The following is a 15,906-nucleotide window of genomic DNA, read 5'->3' on the forward strand; positions in this document are numbered from 1 at the left end:
TCTTTCTATCTGCCTTTGTTACCATTTATAATGAGTCTAAAGTAATGTTTTTAGGACTATAGTAGGAGTGTGGTGATGGTTAATTTAATATTGTATTTAATCGTATGCTGTATTATTTGTGTTACTTTGTTGACTTTAAATATGTATGTAACAACAACAGTTACCGGAAAGAAAATGCATGAAGCAATATATACTTTGTTTTTAGCCATTTTATGCGGCTTTATTATTTCTATTATTCCATACATATGTCTGTTAAGTATAAGCGTGATTGAATTATCACCTGAAAGTTTAAAGCTAACATTGAAAAATACTTTATATACCTTTTTATTCTGTTTTGTGAGTTTTTGGCTCATGAGTTTAATCGGAAAAATTGCCATTAAACCATCTAGATTTAACACAAATAAAAAGAAAGGAGTCATTCCTTATCTAGTATTAAGTGTTGTAGTTGCTGCTTTTATCGTAATTTACATAGTTTATTTATTAGAAAGAGTTTATTCCATTCCTTTGTACTTAAATAATGTAAATGTTCTTTATACAGCTGCACTATTAACTACATCTATTTATAATATTGCGAGAATTATTGAGCATCTTCATATTGACCAATTAATGATTAACAGAAGTATAACTTATACGAAGAGTACTACCTTTTATACGGTATTTAGTATTTCCTTTGGTTCAATCATTTATATGTTTATCCAAAGTCTCTTCCAAGTTGCAGATTTTTCTATCGTTATGATTTCTATTCTCAGCGTGCTTATCTTATTTATCATCACGATTAATTATATTGAAAATCAATTGATCTACCAGAATGGAATGGTAGAGAATCAGAATATGAAACTTAAAATAAATGAACAGCAATATAGATCTTTATTTCAATATAATCCAAATGCAATTTTTATATTAGATTTAAAAGGGAATTTTAAAGAAGTTAATCCGTCCGTTTTACCATTAACGGGGTACACATTAAGTGAAATTCTTCAGTCGAAAATAACCGACCTAGTGTTGAAAGAAGAAACTGAGAGATTAAAAGCATTTTTTTATGAGGTAATTAAAGGGAACAGTATTAGCGTTGAAACCTTTATTCTTACTAAAAATAAGCAAGTAGTAAATCTGAATATAACAGCATCTCAAATCAAAATAGATAATTCTTTAACAGGTATTTATGTTATTGCCCAGGATATAACAGAGCAAAATCAAGTCCAAGAAAAGGTAAACTTCTTAGCTTATCATGATGAGCTTACTGGACTGCTAAATCGGCGCGGTATTTATAAACAAGTAGATGAGCAAATTAATCAGGGCACTAGTTTTGCGACTATTTTAATTGATGTGGATATGTTCAAGGATATTAATGATCATCTCGGTCATGCAGCTGGAGACTCATTACTTAAGCTTATTACATTGAGATTGCAGAAAACCATCAAAGGGAAAGGGGTAATTGGCAGACTTGGTGGAGATGAATTTCTTATCTGCTTAACTGAAATTAAGAACTCAGCAGAAGTTAAAAGATTAATAAAAGACATTCAAACAGAAATGAAGCAGCCTTTTCAAATAGAAGGTGGACAAAAAGACATTACGTTGAGTATCGGTATCTCCTACTATCCAAATGATGGGAATAATTGTGATGCATTAATCAAACATGCGGATATGGCAATGTATGCTGCCAAAAAAGCTGGACGTAATAATTATTCCGAATATGAAGCAAGCTTGGAAAAAGACATGCTTTCTAAAATTACGATGTATGAAGAATTAAAAAATGCTATTGAGGAACAACAATTTGAACTCTATTACCAACCTAAACATAGTATTAAAGATGAAAAAATAGTAGGTGTCGAAGCGCTTATACGCTGGCATCACCCTCAGCAAGGCTTTGTCAGCCCTGGAGACTTTATTCCGATAGCAGAGGAAACAAATTTAATTATTCCGCTAGGGAATTGGATTATTAGAAGAGCATTATCGCAATTTAGAGAATGGGGGATAAGGTTTCCGATGGACTTTCAATTATCAATAAATATTTCACCAAAGCAGTTCATTGCTGAGAATTTTATCCCAGTCTTATTGGATAGTATAGAAGAGTTTTCCGTGCCTCCAGAACAAATAGATTTAGAAATTACGGAGAGCTTAGCGATAGAAAATACAGAATTAACGAGAGAAAAAATTAATCTACTAAAAGGCATTGGCTTTAAAATTACCATGGATGATTTTGGTACTGGATATACGTCATTAACTTATCTATCTAAATTTCCTTTAGATAGAATTAAGATAGATCAATCCTTTATTAAGGATATTCCCAGCAATAAGAACCATGCTGCCATTGTTCAATCTTTAGTATCGGTTGCTAAAAATCTTGATATCAAAGTAACAGCAGAAGGTGTAGAAACAAAGCAACAATTACAAGTCTTGCAAGATTGGGATTGTGATGAGATTCAAGGGTATTTTTACAGTAAACCATTACATTCACGAGTATTTAGCGATTATTGGGATAAATATGAAAACAAAATAAAATAGAAGCAAATAAAACCACACCAACATTCATCATAATAATAGGGTGTGGTTTTTACATTATATTGAAATTGTTAGCTCGTTTTTAGCAAGTTTATTCTATGGTGTGAGATTTTCTAGAGGTGTTAGAAAATGTAAAGTAACAACCTCATGCTTTACTTCCTAGACAGTAGAGATTTTTTATTTTACAAAAATGCTAATAACTATTATAGTTATTAAAGAGTCTTTATGTCTTTAATTAATAATTATGAGCATAGTATATGAAAAAGGAGCGCGAAATATAATGGAATTCTGGGAATCCAGCTTTATTGAAAAACAAATGATGTGGGGATACGAACCGACAGATTCAGCGATTTTAACAAAGGATTTTTTCCTTGAAAAGAATGTAAAGGAAGTACTTATACCAGGGATTGGCTATGGTAGGAATGCGAAGGTTTTCCTTGAAAATGAAATCAATGTTACAGGTATTGAGATTTCCCAAACAGCCATTGACTTGGCGAAGCAAAATGGAGTTAATTGCAAAATTTTTCATGGATCTGTTAGTGACATGCCTTATGATAATAAGCAATACGACGGTATATTTTCTCATGCTCTGCTTCACTTGTTAAATAGGGAAGAGAGAAAGAAGTTTATTAGTGATTGCTACAACCAGTTAAAACCGAATGGATACATGGTCTTTACCACTGTTTCCAAAAAAGCCCCAATGTTTGGTAAGGGTAAACAGTTAGCGGAAGACTATTTCGAAATTATGGAAGGTGTGAAAATGTTTTTTTATGATTCTGCTTCAATAGATGAAGACTTTAAAAACTTTGGATTGGTAGAGGCGATAGAAGTGGATGAACCAAATAAACATAGTGAAAATAAATCATCTATAAATTTTCTCATGGTAAAATGTCAGAAAAAATGATGTGTTGTAGGTATTTCTTGCAGCTCGCTAGTCAAAAAAGTGAGGGAGGCACCAATTTGGTGCTTCTCTTTTTTTTCTACTTCTAACTATAACCCATTTCTATTTTAAACTATGAAGAATATCAACTAAAAATCTATATAATAGTTTATTCTCATCAAAAAAATTATTAAAAAAATGCTTGAAATTCTGAAAAAATTTTTGATATAGTTAAAAACAGACCGGTTGGTATGTGGAGGTGTGCTACGGAAATGGATACTAAATCGCTGATAATCGAGATCGCGACTAATCTTTTTCAACAGAAAGGCTATAAGGGGGTAGGAGTTAACGAAATACTGAAGGAATGCAATCTTACAAAGGGTGGTCTTTATCACCATTTCCCTGGCGGAAAGGAAGAGCTGCTTATTGCTTGTCTGCAATCGATGAACAAGGCGATAACAGAGGATATTGAAGTAATATTTAATCAATATCCAACAACAATTGAAGCAACACAAGCGATGATTAGTAAATTGATTGCTGTATTTGATCAAGAGGGCACGATTGCCGGCTATACGTTTAACAGTATTGTCAGTGAAATGGCATCATTAAGTGAGCCTGTCCGCAATGCTTGTTCTTCTTTATATACAAAGATTCAAGGCATTTACGCAGCCAAGCTGATAGATGATGGCTTTTCAGACGTAAAGGCTAAGTCGATTGCACTAATGATGACGGCATCAATTGAAGGTGGGATGATGCTTTGCCTAACAGAAAAGGCAAGCGAACCACTAAAAACAATCTCAAGTGTGTTGCCGAATATATTAAAGGAGACTTAGTAATGGATCAACAAATAAATGCAGGGCCTAATGTAGGCTCTGCAGCAGAGCAACAGATCAAAACCGGACCGATAATGGCTGCGCTTTTAGTCGCAGGTTTTGTCGGGCTTTTTAGTGAAACAGCGTTAAATATTGCTTTAGGAGAATTAAGCAGCCTTTTCCAAACAAATGCGACAACGATTCAATGGCTGGCAACAGGTTATTTTCTAACATTAGGAATTTTAGTTCCTGTTACAGGGATAATGATGCAAAAGTTTACAACAAGGCAAATGTTTCTAACATCTATCTTTTTGACATTGGCTGGAACGATTTTAGCAGCCTCCGCGCCTGTATTTGGAGTCTTGCTGGCAGGGCGTGTTATTCAAGCTGCAGGGCTTGCGATTAATTTGCCTTTAACACAAAATGTCATCTTTACGATTTTTCCTCCTAATAAACGAGGTGGTGCCATGGGGATTATGGGGCTTGTGATGCTTGCAGGACCAGCGCTTGGTCCGACGATAGCTGGTCTGATTTTGGACACGTTATCATGGAATTGGATATTTTGGGTTACAATACCGTTCTTATTGTTCTCCCTGATTTTCGGATTTATTTATTTGCCTAATGTCAATGAGCTGCGTAAAGTTTCAATAGACGCACTGTCTGTCACCCTGTCGACAATTGGCTTCGGTGGGATTGTTTACGGAGTAAGTGTGGGCGGTGAGCATGATGGCTGGACGAGTCCGACTGTCATTATATCAATCATCATCGGTTTAATCGCACTTGTGCTGTTTGCAGTCCGGCAAACGAAGATGGAACATCCTATGCTGAATTTAAAAGCATTTTCGTATCCGCTGTTTGTTCTTGGCGTATTCATGAGCTTTATTACTTTCTTTAACATGCTTTCTATGCTTATCATCTTGCCGATGTATATGCAGATGGCACTTATGCTTGCTGCCTTTACATCAGGACTTATTTTGCTGCCAGGAAGCTTGCTAAACTGTGTGTTAGCACCGATTATTGGCAAGCTGTTTGATAAATATGGACCTAGAGCGGTCATAACACCAGGTACTTTACTTGTAGCTATCGGGTATATTATTTATTCACAATTTGGCACTGATACAGCACTATGGATGATTGCCTTAACGCATATTATTATGATGCTTGGAATTGGAGCGGTGCTTGCATCTGTCCAAACAAATACACTGAATTCCTTGCCAAAACAGTACTATCCAGACGGTATTGCTTTGACGCAAACGATTCAGCAAGTATCTGGCGCCATAGGAATTGCAGTGATGGTATCCTTATTATCAGCGAATCAGACAAGCTATCTTGAAGGCGTTGCTAATGCTCCTGCAGAGGCAGCAGCATCTGGTTCATCCTTTGTCTTTACGATTAGTTTAGTGTTGGCAGTCGTTAATTTTGTACTGTCACTATTTATGAAAAAGCCAAACTAACCATTTTTAAAAACCAAGTCCATTTTATAACTTCGTAAAAGTTCACTTTTGCGAAGTTTATTACATGTAATTATCACCCTTTAACGCTTCGCTATGTTATTTTCTTATTTTCTTAAAAATAGGTATGACCATTGGGGAGAAGCGGTTTCTGACAACAGCTCGCATTAATATATTATATGGTATTAAGAAATTTCTTAAGGAAGTGAGGGACAAGCATTTTTTTTGGAAGTAATATTACTTGGGAGGAAAAAGCACTATACACTAAGTATTCGGGAACATAGATGGTGGAATTAGTCTTTGGCAGAGCATTATGAATGTTCAATAGAAATAAAAATATGATGATGTAGCTAAGTAAAGAATTTTGTTGTTCATTAAGTATGTTATAAGCAGGACGATGAAAAAAATAAAGAAATAAACCTTTTGTTTCCTTAGGTATTGCACAGTTTTACTAAGTTAAGTATCAGGCTGCATAGAAATAAGCTGCCCAAATAAATGATGTAAACTCTCATAATGTGCAGTGTCTTCAAAGACTAATGCTCGTTTCTTATTAAGTAATTATTCTTCTGACAAAACATTTGTACTCAAAAATCTTTAAGAGATTCTTAGTATAATTCCCCTAGCATACCATTAAAACCTCCCTTTTCACTTACTTTGAAAGGTGCACTATTTTATAAGTGCACCTCTTTTTCTTGTTTTAAATATTCTTGCAAACAGCTGTATTAATGTCCTTCATGCATTTTCATCATTTTCTTGTCAGGTCTTATAAATAGGTAAATGAGCGGTAACAGAAGGGGACAAGCGGCAATATATTATTAGGGAAGTAAATAATATTTTGATGGAAGGGGATAACATTATGCATCTTCATTTAGATTTTGTTTTATTTGAAAAGCATAAGAAAAAAAAGGACGGAGAGAAAAAACATCATCATCATGATGATTGTAAATGCAAGCATAAGCATGATCACAAATGTGACAACAAATGTGCAGAAGGTATTAAAGAAGAATTGAAAAGACTTCGAGGCCGCCTTGTTAAAGTAATAGTAGATGGTGGATATTTCATAGGTTTAGTTGGCAATGTAGACTGTGATAAATTGATTTTAGGTCCTGCTCCTTTCTATTATCCTGTAACTATTTCACTTTGTGAAATTAATGGAGTAGTAGAATTGCCATACTATCCTTATTTCAATGGAACAGAAGAATTATCTGTTGCTGATCAACTAGCAATGAACTTTGCTGGTGCTCCAGAAGTAGAAGAAGAAGAAGAATAATATATGCAAAAAGCAAGGGTGTACTCTTATGAGTACACCCTTGCTTTTTTTTGTTACCCTATCAAGTGAAGGCAAAACTCCAAGTCAGCCTGCAAATGATCTTTCATCAGTTGTTCTGCTTTTTGCCCATCTCTAAGCTTTATTGCTTCAAATATCTGTTCATGCTCATCGATGAGATGAGGCCGGTTATAAAACACAACCGTTTTTCTAAAAAGATAGATGGTAGACTGCATACGATCGATAATATCAATCATGACAGGATTATTGCTTGATTGAACGATGATTTCATGAAAACGCTCATTTGCTTTCATGATTTCGTCCACTGTTCCGTTTCTTCCAATCTCGACACATTCTAATAATTCTTCCAGCTCTTTTTCTTTTATGTACGATGCAGCACACTGGGCAGAATAGCCTTCAAGCAAAATGCGGACTTGAAACATGTTGCGCAGGTCCTTTTCAGTCGGCTTCACGACACGTTTATTGACGATTAATCCTTCATGCTCTAATTTACGGATAGACTCCCTGATTGGTGTTCTGCTAACTCCTAATTCGGCGGCAATCTTTTCTTCCACAATTTTTGTGCCACCAGATAATTCACCGTTTAATATCTTGTCCCGCAGTATCTCATATGATTGATGATAAGCAGGCCGTGAACGGTTATTTCCAAACATAGCTTCACCCTCCAAGAACAACTACTATTTACAAGTATCTTACCAAACAATAGAAAAAATTAATACTTAGATAATATTTTTGTATACAAAAATATAAAAATTGTATACATTTTTTATGTAATCGTGTACAATAGGGTTGTAAATAACTGAAAACGATTGCAGTAGTTGTAAAATTCACACTGCATTCATAATAAAAAATGCAAATGCTTACAGTATAGAGGAGGAATAAATATGGAACGAAAAGTTGGTTTTATTGGATTAGGAATAATGGGGAAACCAATGTCGTTGAATCTTATAGAGAAAGGTCATACGCTTACGGTTTTTGATCTTAATCAGGATGCTGTTGCACAATTGCAAGCAGCCGGTGCATATGCCGCGACTACCGCTAAAGAGGTTGCTGAAAAGTCAGATGTTATTATTACAATGCTTCCTGCGTCTAAACATGTAAAAGAAGTAATACTTGGAGAAAATGGTATTTTGGAAGGTGCAAAACCCGGTTCTGTCATCGTTGATATGAGCTCTATCACACCAAATGTCTCACGTGAACTTGCAGCAGAAGCTGCCAAACTTGGGGTGGAAATGCTGGATGCGCCTGTTAGCGGCGGTGAACCAAAGGCGATTGATGGAACATTGTCCATTATGGTTGGCGGTAAGTCAGATGTATTTGAAAGCGTTAAACCTATCTTGAATGGTATGGGAAAGGATATTGTCTTAGTGGGAGACAATGGCTGTGGTGTAACAGCCAAGCTTGCTAATCAAATAATTGTAAACCTTAACATTGCAGCAATGTCCGAGGCTTTAGTACTGGCTGCAAAAGCAGGTATTGATATTGAAAAGATGTATGAAGCAATTCGCGGAGGACTTGCAGGAAGTACGGTTCTTGATGCTAAGGTGCCTATGATTCTTGAAAGGAATTTTGCACCAGGCGGCAGCATTGCAATCAATATGAAAGATATTACAAATGTTATGGATACAGCCCATGAAATTGGTGTGCCACTGCCTCTTTCTAGTCAATTGCTGGAAATATTCCATGCATTAAAAACAGACGGAAAAATGAATGATGACCATGCCAGCATTGTCCGCTATTATGAAAAGCTAGCTAATACTGAAGTAAAGAAGGTTGAGAAATAATGGAGAGCTTGCGCTTGAATGCAGAATACCTTAACCAACTTCCAGCAGTAGACAAAAAGGCGGCAGACCAATTAGCAGCAGCGGCATTAAAGGAACTAAACAAAAAAATCATTGTTCTCGATGATGATCCGACAGGTGTCCAAACAGTAAATAATATTTCTGTTTTTACTGATTGGTCTAAAGAAGCGATAGAGGCAGGGTTTCAAGAAGATTCATCCATGTTTTTTATTCTAACAAACTCACGCGGATTGACAGTAAAAGAAACAGAAGAAGTTCATCGTGAAATTGCTGAAAATATCCTTTCGGTTGCATCCAAACTGAATAAGGAATTTATAATTATCAGCAGAGGGGATTCGACATTACGCGGTCATTATCCCCTTGAAACAGCTGTTATCCGCAAGACACTTGAAGCGGGCTCCAGCTTAAAGATAGACGGAGAAGTAATCCTTCCCTATTTTAAGGAAGGCGGACGCTTTACGATAAATAATATTCATTATGTGCAAACAGGAACAGAGCTGATTCCTGCTGGTGAAACGGAATTCGCTAAAGACCGTACATTTGGCTATTCCAGTTCTCATCTTGGAGAATGGGTAGAGGAAAAGTCAAATGGGGAGTTTCCAGCAAAGAACACATTATATATTTCCATTGAGCAGCTTCGCGCACAGGAAGTTGATAATATTGCGGAACAGTTAACTACTGTGACTGATTTCAACAAGATAGTTGTCAATGCAGCTGACGAAGCAGATGTAAAGATATTTACTGCAGCACTCGTTAAAGCAATTCAGGCAGGAAAGAATTTTCTGTTTAGAAGTGCAGCTGCTCTGCCTAAAGTAATCGGCGGTGTGCAAGACAGGGGCCTTTTGACAAGAGGCGAACTAGTCAAGGAAGAAACAACTAATGGCGGTTTAATAATAGTCGGCTCTCATGTAAAGAAAACGACAGAGCAATTGGATAAATTAAAAGAGCTAACATCGATTGAATTTATTGAATTTCAAACAAACTTAGTGCTTGAGCCAGTTAAGTTTCAAGCAGAGTGTGAGCGTGTGATTGAAACAGTCGAAAGCTTGATTACTGCAGGTAAAACGGTAGCAGTTTATACGAGCAGGAAAAGGCTGGACCTTGGGGAAAACAAAAAAGAAGAAGAATTGAAGCTTTCTGTGTCTATTTCAGATGCAGTGACGTCCATTGTCACAAAGCTGAAGGTAAGACCTAATTTCCTTGTTGCCAAAGGCGGCATTACCTCCAGTGATGTAGGAACAAAGGGTCTCGGGGTGAAAAGAGCAACAGTTGCCGGACAAATCAGACCGGGAATTCCAGTATGGATTACTGGAGAAGAAAGTAAATATCCGGGGATGTCTTATGTAATATTCCCAGGGAATGTCGGTACAGTCGATGATCTAAAGACTGTTGTCCAAATATTAGGCACACAAGCATAAATCACATATAATCATGGAATGCCGATTACGGCATTCCAAATTACAGAGGGAATCGAGGGAGAAATATGCCGATCGTATATATATGTATAGGGGTAGCGCTTTTGCTCTTATTAATGGTTGTCTTTAAGTTAAACGCTTTCATATCGCTGGTGATTGTTTCGCTGCTTGTAGGGGTTATGGAAGGCATGGCGCCAATCGAAGCAATGGAATCTATTACAAATGGTCTTGGAAGCACCTTAGGGCATCTTGTTTTAGTTATCTGTTTCGGAGGTATGCTAGGTAAACTGATGGCTGATTCAGGCGGTGCTCAGCGAATTGCCACAACCTTGATAAATTCGTTTGGGAAAAAGCGGGTTCAGCTCGCAGCAGTTTTAACTGCAGGTATAGTCGGTATCGCACTGTTCTTTGAAACAGGTGTAGTGGTGTTAATTCCGCTAGTGTTTACGATTGCTGCACAAGCAGGTGTCCCAATTCTTTATATCGGAATGCCGGTCATATCTGCACTGATTACGATGCACGGCTTTGTACCGCCACACCCTGGGCCAACAGCTGTTGCAGCAGTATATGATGCAAATATCGGAAAGACATTATTATATGGTGTGCTAATTGCAATACCAGCGATTTATTTAAGTGGTCCACTTTATGTGAAGACATTTAAGAAAGCAGATTTAGAAGTAGAAATCCCAAAAGGATTATTTACTCCGAAGCATTATAAAGAAAGTGAACTGCCGAGCTTCGGTATCAGTGTGTTTACAGCATTAATTCCAGTAATACTTATTGCTTTCCAAGCAGTGGTGGAAATTGCTATGCCGAATTCCTCCTTACTGCCAGTCGCCCAGTTTTTAGGAGATCCTGGTTTTGCCTTATTAATTGCAGTTATTGTGGCTATCTTTACTTTTGGCTTAAACCGTGGAAAAAAGATGCCGGAAATCATGAACTCGATTTCTGAATCAGTAAGCAGCATTGCTATGATTCTATTGGTAATCGCAGGGGGCGGAGCATTTAAACAAGTGCTGATTGACACACATGTCGATCAGTATGTGGCAAACCTGATGGAAGGCTCAACGATGTCTCCGTTAATTTTAGCTTGGCTGATTGCTGCGATTCTTCGTGTTGTCCTTGGTTCAGCAACAGTTGCAGGACTAACAGCTGCAGGTATTGCCGCACCTTTAGTTGGTGCTGCCCATGTTAGTCCAGAGCTAATGGTACTGGCGACTGGAGCTGGTAGTATGACATTCTCCCATGTGAACGATGCAGGCTTTTGGATTTATAAGGAGTATTTCAACCTTTCAATCGGAAAAACCATCCGTACATGGTCTGTTATGGTTACCATTGCATCCTTAGTTGGGCTTGCAGGTGTGTTAATTATCAACATGTTTATTAGTTAACGTGTTTCTACTATTTAAAAGTTGATAAGCTTATAAATTGATAGAGCTGCAATTTAGGAATTTCTAAATTGCAGTTTTTTTTGTTGCAAAATACAGGTCCTATTAGCAAAAGCTGTCTAATTAGGATTCTATTCCTATATAAATCCTCCATAATCCTTATTATAATTCTTGGTAGATAGGCTAATATACCTAAGAGGAGGGATGATTAAATTGGGAAATAGAAATACTGCTATAACGTACCATGATGAAGAGACCTTCCATTACAGGCGGAAATCTTCCAGAGAATTAATTAGCCATGTGGCATCAGCATGTGATATTCGTGATCAAAAAATTATGGGCCATCTAAGCAGAGTGCAGGAATTGACTAAGATGCTCATAAAGGCTTATAACAGAAACAGAGAAGTACTTAATAAGGATTATTACAATAGCATTGCTGACTCAAGCATCCTACATGACATAGGAAAGGCGCGAATTCCGGTGGAAATACTGTATAAAACAGGTGAATTAGATCATTCGGAAAGAAATATGATGAATATGCATCCGATAATTGGCGCAGCCATGTTTAAAGAAAAGACCTTTAGAGTGCTGTATTGTGACAATCTAGTATTAAAGGTAGCGGAGAACATCATACTATATCATCATGAAAGATGGGATGGCACAGGGTACCCATATAATTTGAAGGGTTATGAAATACCGTTGGAGGCTAGGATAGTAGCTATTGCAGATAGCTATGATGCATTAACGAATGAAAGATCCTATAAGCAAGCTTGGTCAAAGGAAAAGACACTACAATATATATATGAACAAAAAGGGAAGCAATTTGATCCAGACATTACGGAAGTATTTTTGGAAGTCATTTAATAGTAGCTATAAGTTCCCCGCTGTAAACTCCAGTTTAACGCGCAGCTTACATCATTATTATTCTGCAGAAAAAAACTCTGATATATATTAATCCATGAATGAGAGGCTGGTAAAGAACCAGCCTTATTTTTGCAGCCAATTTTACATAAATAGAGGGTTCATTGGAATAATAACTTCTAATGATTTTAAATATTAGGAGGATACTATTGGCGAACTTAAGAGAAGAACTGCCAGCACTTATGATTTTGGATGTACAGAAAGGCTTTGACGACCCGTACTGGGGAAAGCGGAACAATCAGCAAGCTGAAAAAAATATAGCACGCCTTCTAACTGAATGGAGAAACAAAAAAGGGCATATTATTTATTCGCAGCATATGTCTGTGCAGCCGGATTCTCCCCTTCATTATAAAAATAAGGTGGGAACACAGTTTAAAGACAGTATACAGCCACTGCAACTGGAAACTATCTTTCAAAAAAATGTAAACAGTGCCTTTATCGGTACAGGTTTAGAAACATATCTTAAAGATCAGCAAATAAAATCTGTAGTTATCACTGGACTGTCCACACAGCATTGTATTTCTACGACAACACGAATGAGTGGAAATTTAGGATATCAAACTTTCCTAGTGTCTGATGCCACAGCAGCATTCGAAACGACCGATCAAAAAGGTAATTATTATGATGCAGACTCTATCCATAATTATGAGCTTGCCATGCTCCAGAACGAATTTGCGACAATTCTTACGACAGAGGAGATTTTGAGTGAATGGAATAGTTAACAAAAATCCCTTAAATAGTTATGGGATTTTTGTTATGCGCGAATCCTGTATGGTTTGCTTATCTTCGCCCAGCTTAGCCATGTAATCTATTAAGAAATGAAGGATAATAAGGGGAATAATCGAGCCAAGGCCAGCATATAAGATCGAAAAAACTAAGCCAACAATTGCTGTCCGCAATACACCTGACAATAGCCCCTGATACGTATGAGCAAGTCCGAATAAAAGAGATGCAAAGATGGCAACAAACCAAATGGACAGGTTTGGAAATAAGTAAGAAAAAGCAAAGAGTAAAAAGCCGCGGTATATTATCTCTTCGGTAACACCTGCCGTAATAGAAACGTAATTCCAAAGCTTTTTCTCCTTCTTACTTACAGGCATTATTGCAAGAAACTCGGACTTCTCCTTTTGTTTGTTTTTTGCTTCGGTTAGATTTGTCCGAATATTACTACTGACATGGTATCCAATCATATAATAGAGAATAGCCATAATATAGACGCCAGTTAAGGCAAAGACGATATAGGTAATAACAGGACCAAATACATCTGTGTTAATAGAAGGTAAGGTAAATCCGATTTGATTAAAGGTAACTTCGGTGAAAAGGACTAAGAGGATAATATAAAGAGTAGGGACCCACAAGCCAACAATAGTATGAATATAATACTTCTCTCTGGCATGTGCAATGGTTGTGACATTTACCTTGAATTTCTGAAAATCAAAATATCCAAAAATAGGCTCATACACAAACAAAAAAACAATCATTATCCAAAGGAATATTTCCATGTAAACCTCCTAATTTTTGTTTTCCACTTTATTTTTATTCAAGAAGGAATGTGATATTCCTGCTTTTCATACAGCTGTATTATTTTAAAGTATTGAAATTCAGCAAACTGTGCTGATTAAGACCAGTTTTTTAGATAAGCATTGAATTAAGATTAAAGACCTTTAAGTAAGATGTAGAGTGATGCTTGTATTGTGATAGATATTTATTTATGCTATAGTATCACCATGCTTTTTTAACTGCTTTAAAAAGGTTTATGGTGGTGAATGGAATGAATGAATTATCAGCAACTCCAAAATCGATGAAAAAAATGATCCTAACTGGAATTCGCAAAGCCCTTCTTGAAGCAGGAAGTGCAACGAAAGTGGAACTTAGTAATACATTAGGTATCAGTTTTCCGACTATCAGTAAATTCCTAGCGCAAATGGAAAAGGACGGGGAAATAAACTTAGTCGGATTAGATGATTCAAGTGGGGGAAGAAGAGCTAAACGCTATTCGTATAACCCAGAATATATGTTAGGCTTGGCGATCTTTCTAGAAGGATCAGAAACCAATTACACGATTTTTAATTGTATTGGAGAAATAAAGGAAAACGGAACTACTCCAAGTGTGCTAAAAGAGGATGGACTCACCTCTCTAAATATATATATTGAAAGCATGATGGAGAAGCATCCGAAAATAAGATCGCTTGCTGTCGGGGTGCCAGGTTCTGTTGATAATGGACGGATTTTTTATATACCAGGCTATGAATCCTTTCAAAACTTTGATTTAAAAGGTTATTATGAAGAACGGTTTGACATTCCTGTTGTAGTGGAAAATGATATGAATGCTGCTGTTCTTGGTTATCACGCAAATATGGGGATGACAGACAAGCATTCCTTAGTATATTTGTATTTTGGTCAAAACGGACCAGGAGCAGGTATTATGATAAATGGCGATGTAGTTAGAGGAAACACCTTTTTTTCAGGTGAAATCTCGTTTGTTCCCCAATATAATGATAAGAATTTTCAGCAGGCGATAGAAAGTGAAGCTAGAAGCAAGGTAATGATAGTGGAGGACCATCAAATCGATGCAACAAGCAGACTAATTGCCTCGTTTGTATCAATTCTTAATCCGCATACAATTATATTTTATAATGATGAAGTGGATAAAGAGAGCTTAGAACACATAGCAACATGCAGCGCAAAATATGTTCCTTCCGAACATCTGCCGGAACTTACAGTTAGTGATTGGAAAAAAGATTATTTATATGGGCTCCAAAGTCTTGCATTGGATCAACTTATGAAAGATTAACAATAAACGGTGTTGTCAATTAAACTCACTCTTTAATAGGAGCAGGTTTTATAGACAGCACCTTCTTTCAGTTGGGGCAAAAACTTATTCGTTTGTAATAAATTTCAAGTGCCAAGGCAATAGAAAACCGAATGCAAATACATAGACAATAATGGAGATATATCCGTTCCAGCCTTTAAATGTCATATAGCCAAGCTGAACCATTCCAAATTGAATTAAAAAGGCTGCCAGAGTAAACCAGGAAGTTAACATCCATTTGTTTTTCGAATGGAGGAAATTCAAAAAAAGAATCGAAAGGGAGGTTGGAATTAACGTATAGCTCAAAATATCACCGAGACCTGCTTTTTTAGGATTGCCTATATCAAATAAGTCGAATGCCCTTGCGAGAATCCCGTCACTGAGCCAAGTAGCAAATCCAACTACCCCGAATGTAATATAAATATCTCTCCATGAAATCTTCTTAGGTATAATAAGTACAGAAAGAACCAATACGATGCTTACAGTAACTGGGAACCATAAGCCCTTTGAACTTAAATCTAGATTATCAATAATTTCATGCATGCTGTAACCACCCTTAAGATTTGACTTTATTTTCTGCAGATGGTCTTAGGAATATACAATTTTTATGGAAAAGGAAAAGCACAGTTATCAAT

14 protein-coding genes are annotated in these 15,906 nt (G+C 36.6%); 11 read left to right on the forward strand and 3 right to left on the reverse strand.

Annotated elements, in window-relative coordinates:
- Nucleotides 1–75: 75 nt before the first annotated feature.
- The 5 genes from ACLIJJ_RS17055 (at nt 76) to ACLIJJ_RS17075 (ending at nt 6,915) form a co-directional block, all read left to right on the forward strand.
- On the forward strand, nt 76–2,505 hold the full coding sequence (locus tag ACLIJJ_RS17055; protein ID WP_233318164.1) for an EAL domain-containing protein: 2,430 nt from the start codon (nt 76–78) through the stop codon (nt 2,503–2,505).
- Nucleotides 2,506–2,782: 277 nt separating this feature from the next.
- Nucleotides 2,783–3,406, forward strand: coding sequence for a class I SAM-dependent methyltransferase (locus tag ACLIJJ_RS17060; protein ID WP_411411350.1), 624 nt, complete (start codon nt 2,783–2,785; stop codon nt 3,404–3,406).
- Between the two features lie 248 nt (nt 3,407–3,654).
- Nucleotides 3,655–4,215 (forward strand): TetR/AcrR family transcriptional regulator, encoded by a 561-nt coding sequence (locus tag ACLIJJ_RS17065; RefSeq protein WP_233318161.1) that lies wholly within the window; start codon nt 3,655–3,657, stop codon nt 4,213–4,215.
- A gap of 2 nt (nt 4,216–4,217) precedes the next feature.
- Nucleotides 4,218–5,648, forward strand: a complete 1,431-nt coding sequence (locus ACLIJJ_RS17070; RefSeq protein ID WP_233318158.1) for a DHA2 family efflux MFS transporter permease subunit — start codon at nt 4,218–4,220, stop codon at nt 5,646–5,648.
- A gap of 853 nt (nt 5,649–6,501) precedes the next feature.
- A complete protein-coding gene (locus ACLIJJ_RS17075; protein ID WP_251646526.1) occupies nt 6,502–6,915 on the forward strand; it encodes a hypothetical protein in 414 nt (137 codons plus the stop codon).
- A gap of 53 nt (nt 6,916–6,968) precedes the next feature.
- Here ACLIJJ_RS17075 and ACLIJJ_RS17080 read toward each other — a convergent pair whose 3' ends face one another.
- Nucleotides 6,969–7,586: a GntR family transcriptional regulator gene (locus ACLIJJ_RS17080; RefSeq protein ID WP_233318154.1), complete on the reverse strand. Its 618-nt coding sequence runs from the start codon at nt 7,584–7,586 to the stop codon at nt 6,969–6,971.
- 231 nt (nt 7,587–7,817) lie between these two features.
- Between ACLIJJ_RS17080 and garR the strand changes: the two genes are divergently transcribed.
- The 5 genes from garR (at nt 7,818) to ACLIJJ_RS17105 (ending at nt 13,181) form a co-directional block, all read left to right on the forward strand.
- Complete coding sequence (gene garR, locus ACLIJJ_RS17085) at nt 7,818–8,717, forward strand: 2-hydroxy-3-oxopropionate reductase (RefSeq protein ID WP_411411351.1); 900 nt, start codon at nt 7,818–7,820, stop codon at nt 8,715–8,717.
- Between the two features lie 8 nt (nt 8,718–8,725).
- A complete protein-coding gene (locus ACLIJJ_RS17090) occupies nt 8,726–10,153 on the forward strand; it encodes a four-carbon acid sugar kinase family protein (RefSeq protein ID WP_411411426.1) in 1,428 nt (475 codons plus the stop codon).
- Nucleotides 10,154–10,218: 65 nt separating this feature from the next.
- Nucleotides 10,219–11,541 (forward strand): gluconate:H+ symporter, encoded by a 1,323-nt coding sequence (locus ACLIJJ_RS17095; RefSeq protein WP_233318148.1) that lies wholly within the window; start codon nt 10,219–10,221, stop codon nt 11,539–11,541.
- Between the two features lie 210 nt (nt 11,542–11,751).
- The gene (locus ACLIJJ_RS17100; protein WP_251646529.1) at nt 11,752–12,402 is read left to right on the forward strand and encodes an HD-GYP domain-containing protein; all 651 of its coding nucleotides are present in this window, start codon (nt 11,752–11,754) and stop codon (nt 12,400–12,402) included.
- Between the two features lie 239 nt (nt 12,403–12,641).
- The gene (locus tag ACLIJJ_RS17105; protein ID WP_411411427.1) at nt 12,642–13,181 is read left to right on the forward strand and encodes a cysteine hydrolase family protein; all 540 of its coding nucleotides are present in this window, start codon (nt 12,642–12,644) and stop codon (nt 13,179–13,181) included.
- Nucleotides 13,182–13,199: 18 nt separating this feature from the next.
- Here the strand turns inward: ACLIJJ_RS17105 and ACLIJJ_RS17110 are convergent, their stop codons facing one another.
- A complete protein-coding gene (locus tag ACLIJJ_RS17110) occupies nt 13,200–13,961 on the reverse strand; it encodes a CPBP family intramembrane glutamic endopeptidase (protein WP_341079793.1) in 762 nt (253 codons plus the stop codon).
- A gap of 269 nt (nt 13,962–14,230) precedes the next feature.
- Between ACLIJJ_RS17110 and ACLIJJ_RS17115 the strand changes: the two genes are divergently transcribed.
- Nucleotides 14,231–15,253, forward strand: coding sequence for an ROK family transcriptional regulator (locus tag ACLIJJ_RS17115; protein WP_233318142.1), 1,023 nt, complete (start codon nt 14,231–14,233; stop codon nt 15,251–15,253).
- An 84-nt stretch (nt 15,254–15,337) separates the two neighbouring features.
- On the opposite strand, the gene ACLIJJ_RS17120 is transcribed toward ACLIJJ_RS17115, so the two are convergent.
- The gene (locus ACLIJJ_RS17120; RefSeq protein WP_233318140.1) at nt 15,338–15,814 is read right to left on the reverse strand and encodes a hypothetical protein; all 477 of its coding nucleotides are present in this window, start codon (nt 15,812–15,814) and stop codon (nt 15,338–15,340) included.
- Nucleotides 15,815–15,906 lie beyond the last annotated feature (92 nt).

The organism is Niallia laureatilytica, assembly GCF_046613985.1.
Taxonomy (GTDB): domain Bacteria; phylum Bacillota; class Bacilli; order Bacillales; family Cytobacillaceae; genus Niallia.

What these genes read in the sequence shown, in the direction of transcription:
- ACLIJJ_RS17055 (WP_233318164.1), top strand. Translation starts at nt 76, where the DNA reads ATGGTTAATTTAATATTGTATTTAATCGTATGCTGTATTATTTGTGTT.
- ACLIJJ_RS17065 (WP_233318161.1), top strand. Translation starts at nt 3,655, where the DNA reads ATGGATACTAAATCGCTGATAATCGAGATCGCGACTAATCTTTTTCAA.
- ACLIJJ_RS17075 (WP_251646526.1), top strand. Translation starts at nt 6,502, where the DNA reads ATGCATCTTCATTTAGATTTTGTTTTATTTGAAAAGCATAAGAAAAAA.
- ACLIJJ_RS17120 (WP_233318140.1), bottom strand. Translation starts at nt 15,814, where the DNA reads ATGCATGAAATTATTGATAATCTAGATTTAAGTTCAAAGGGCTTATGG.
- ACLIJJ_RS17060 (WP_411411350.1), top strand. Translation starts at nt 2,783, where the DNA reads ATGGAATTCTGGGAATCCAGCTTTATTGAAAAACAAATGATGTGGGGA.
- ACLIJJ_RS17105 (WP_411411427.1), top strand. Translation starts at nt 12,642, where the DNA reads ATGATTTTGGATGTACAGAAAGGCTTTGACGACCCGTACTGGGGAAAG.
- ACLIJJ_RS17095 (WP_233318148.1), top strand. Translation starts at nt 10,219, where the DNA reads ATGCCGATCGTATATATATGTATAGGGGTAGCGCTTTTGCTCTTATTA.
- garR (WP_411411351.1), top strand. Translation starts at nt 7,818, where the DNA reads ATGGAACGAAAAGTTGGTTTTATTGGATTAGGAATAATGGGGAAACCA.
- ACLIJJ_RS17080 (WP_233318154.1), bottom strand. Translation starts at nt 7,586, where the DNA reads ATGTTTGGAAATAACCGTTCACGGCCTGCTTATCATCAATCATATGAG.
- ACLIJJ_RS17115 (WP_233318142.1), top strand. Translation starts at nt 14,231, where the DNA reads ATGAATGAATTATCAGCAACTCCAAAATCGATGAAAAAAATGATCCTA.
- ACLIJJ_RS17110 (WP_341079793.1), bottom strand. Translation starts at nt 13,961, where the DNA reads ATGGAAATATTCCTTTGGATAATGATTGTTTTTTTGTTTGTGTATGAG.
- ACLIJJ_RS17070 (WP_233318158.1), top strand. Translation starts at nt 4,218, where the DNA reads ATGGATCAACAAATAAATGCAGGGCCTAATGTAGGCTCTGCAGCAGAG.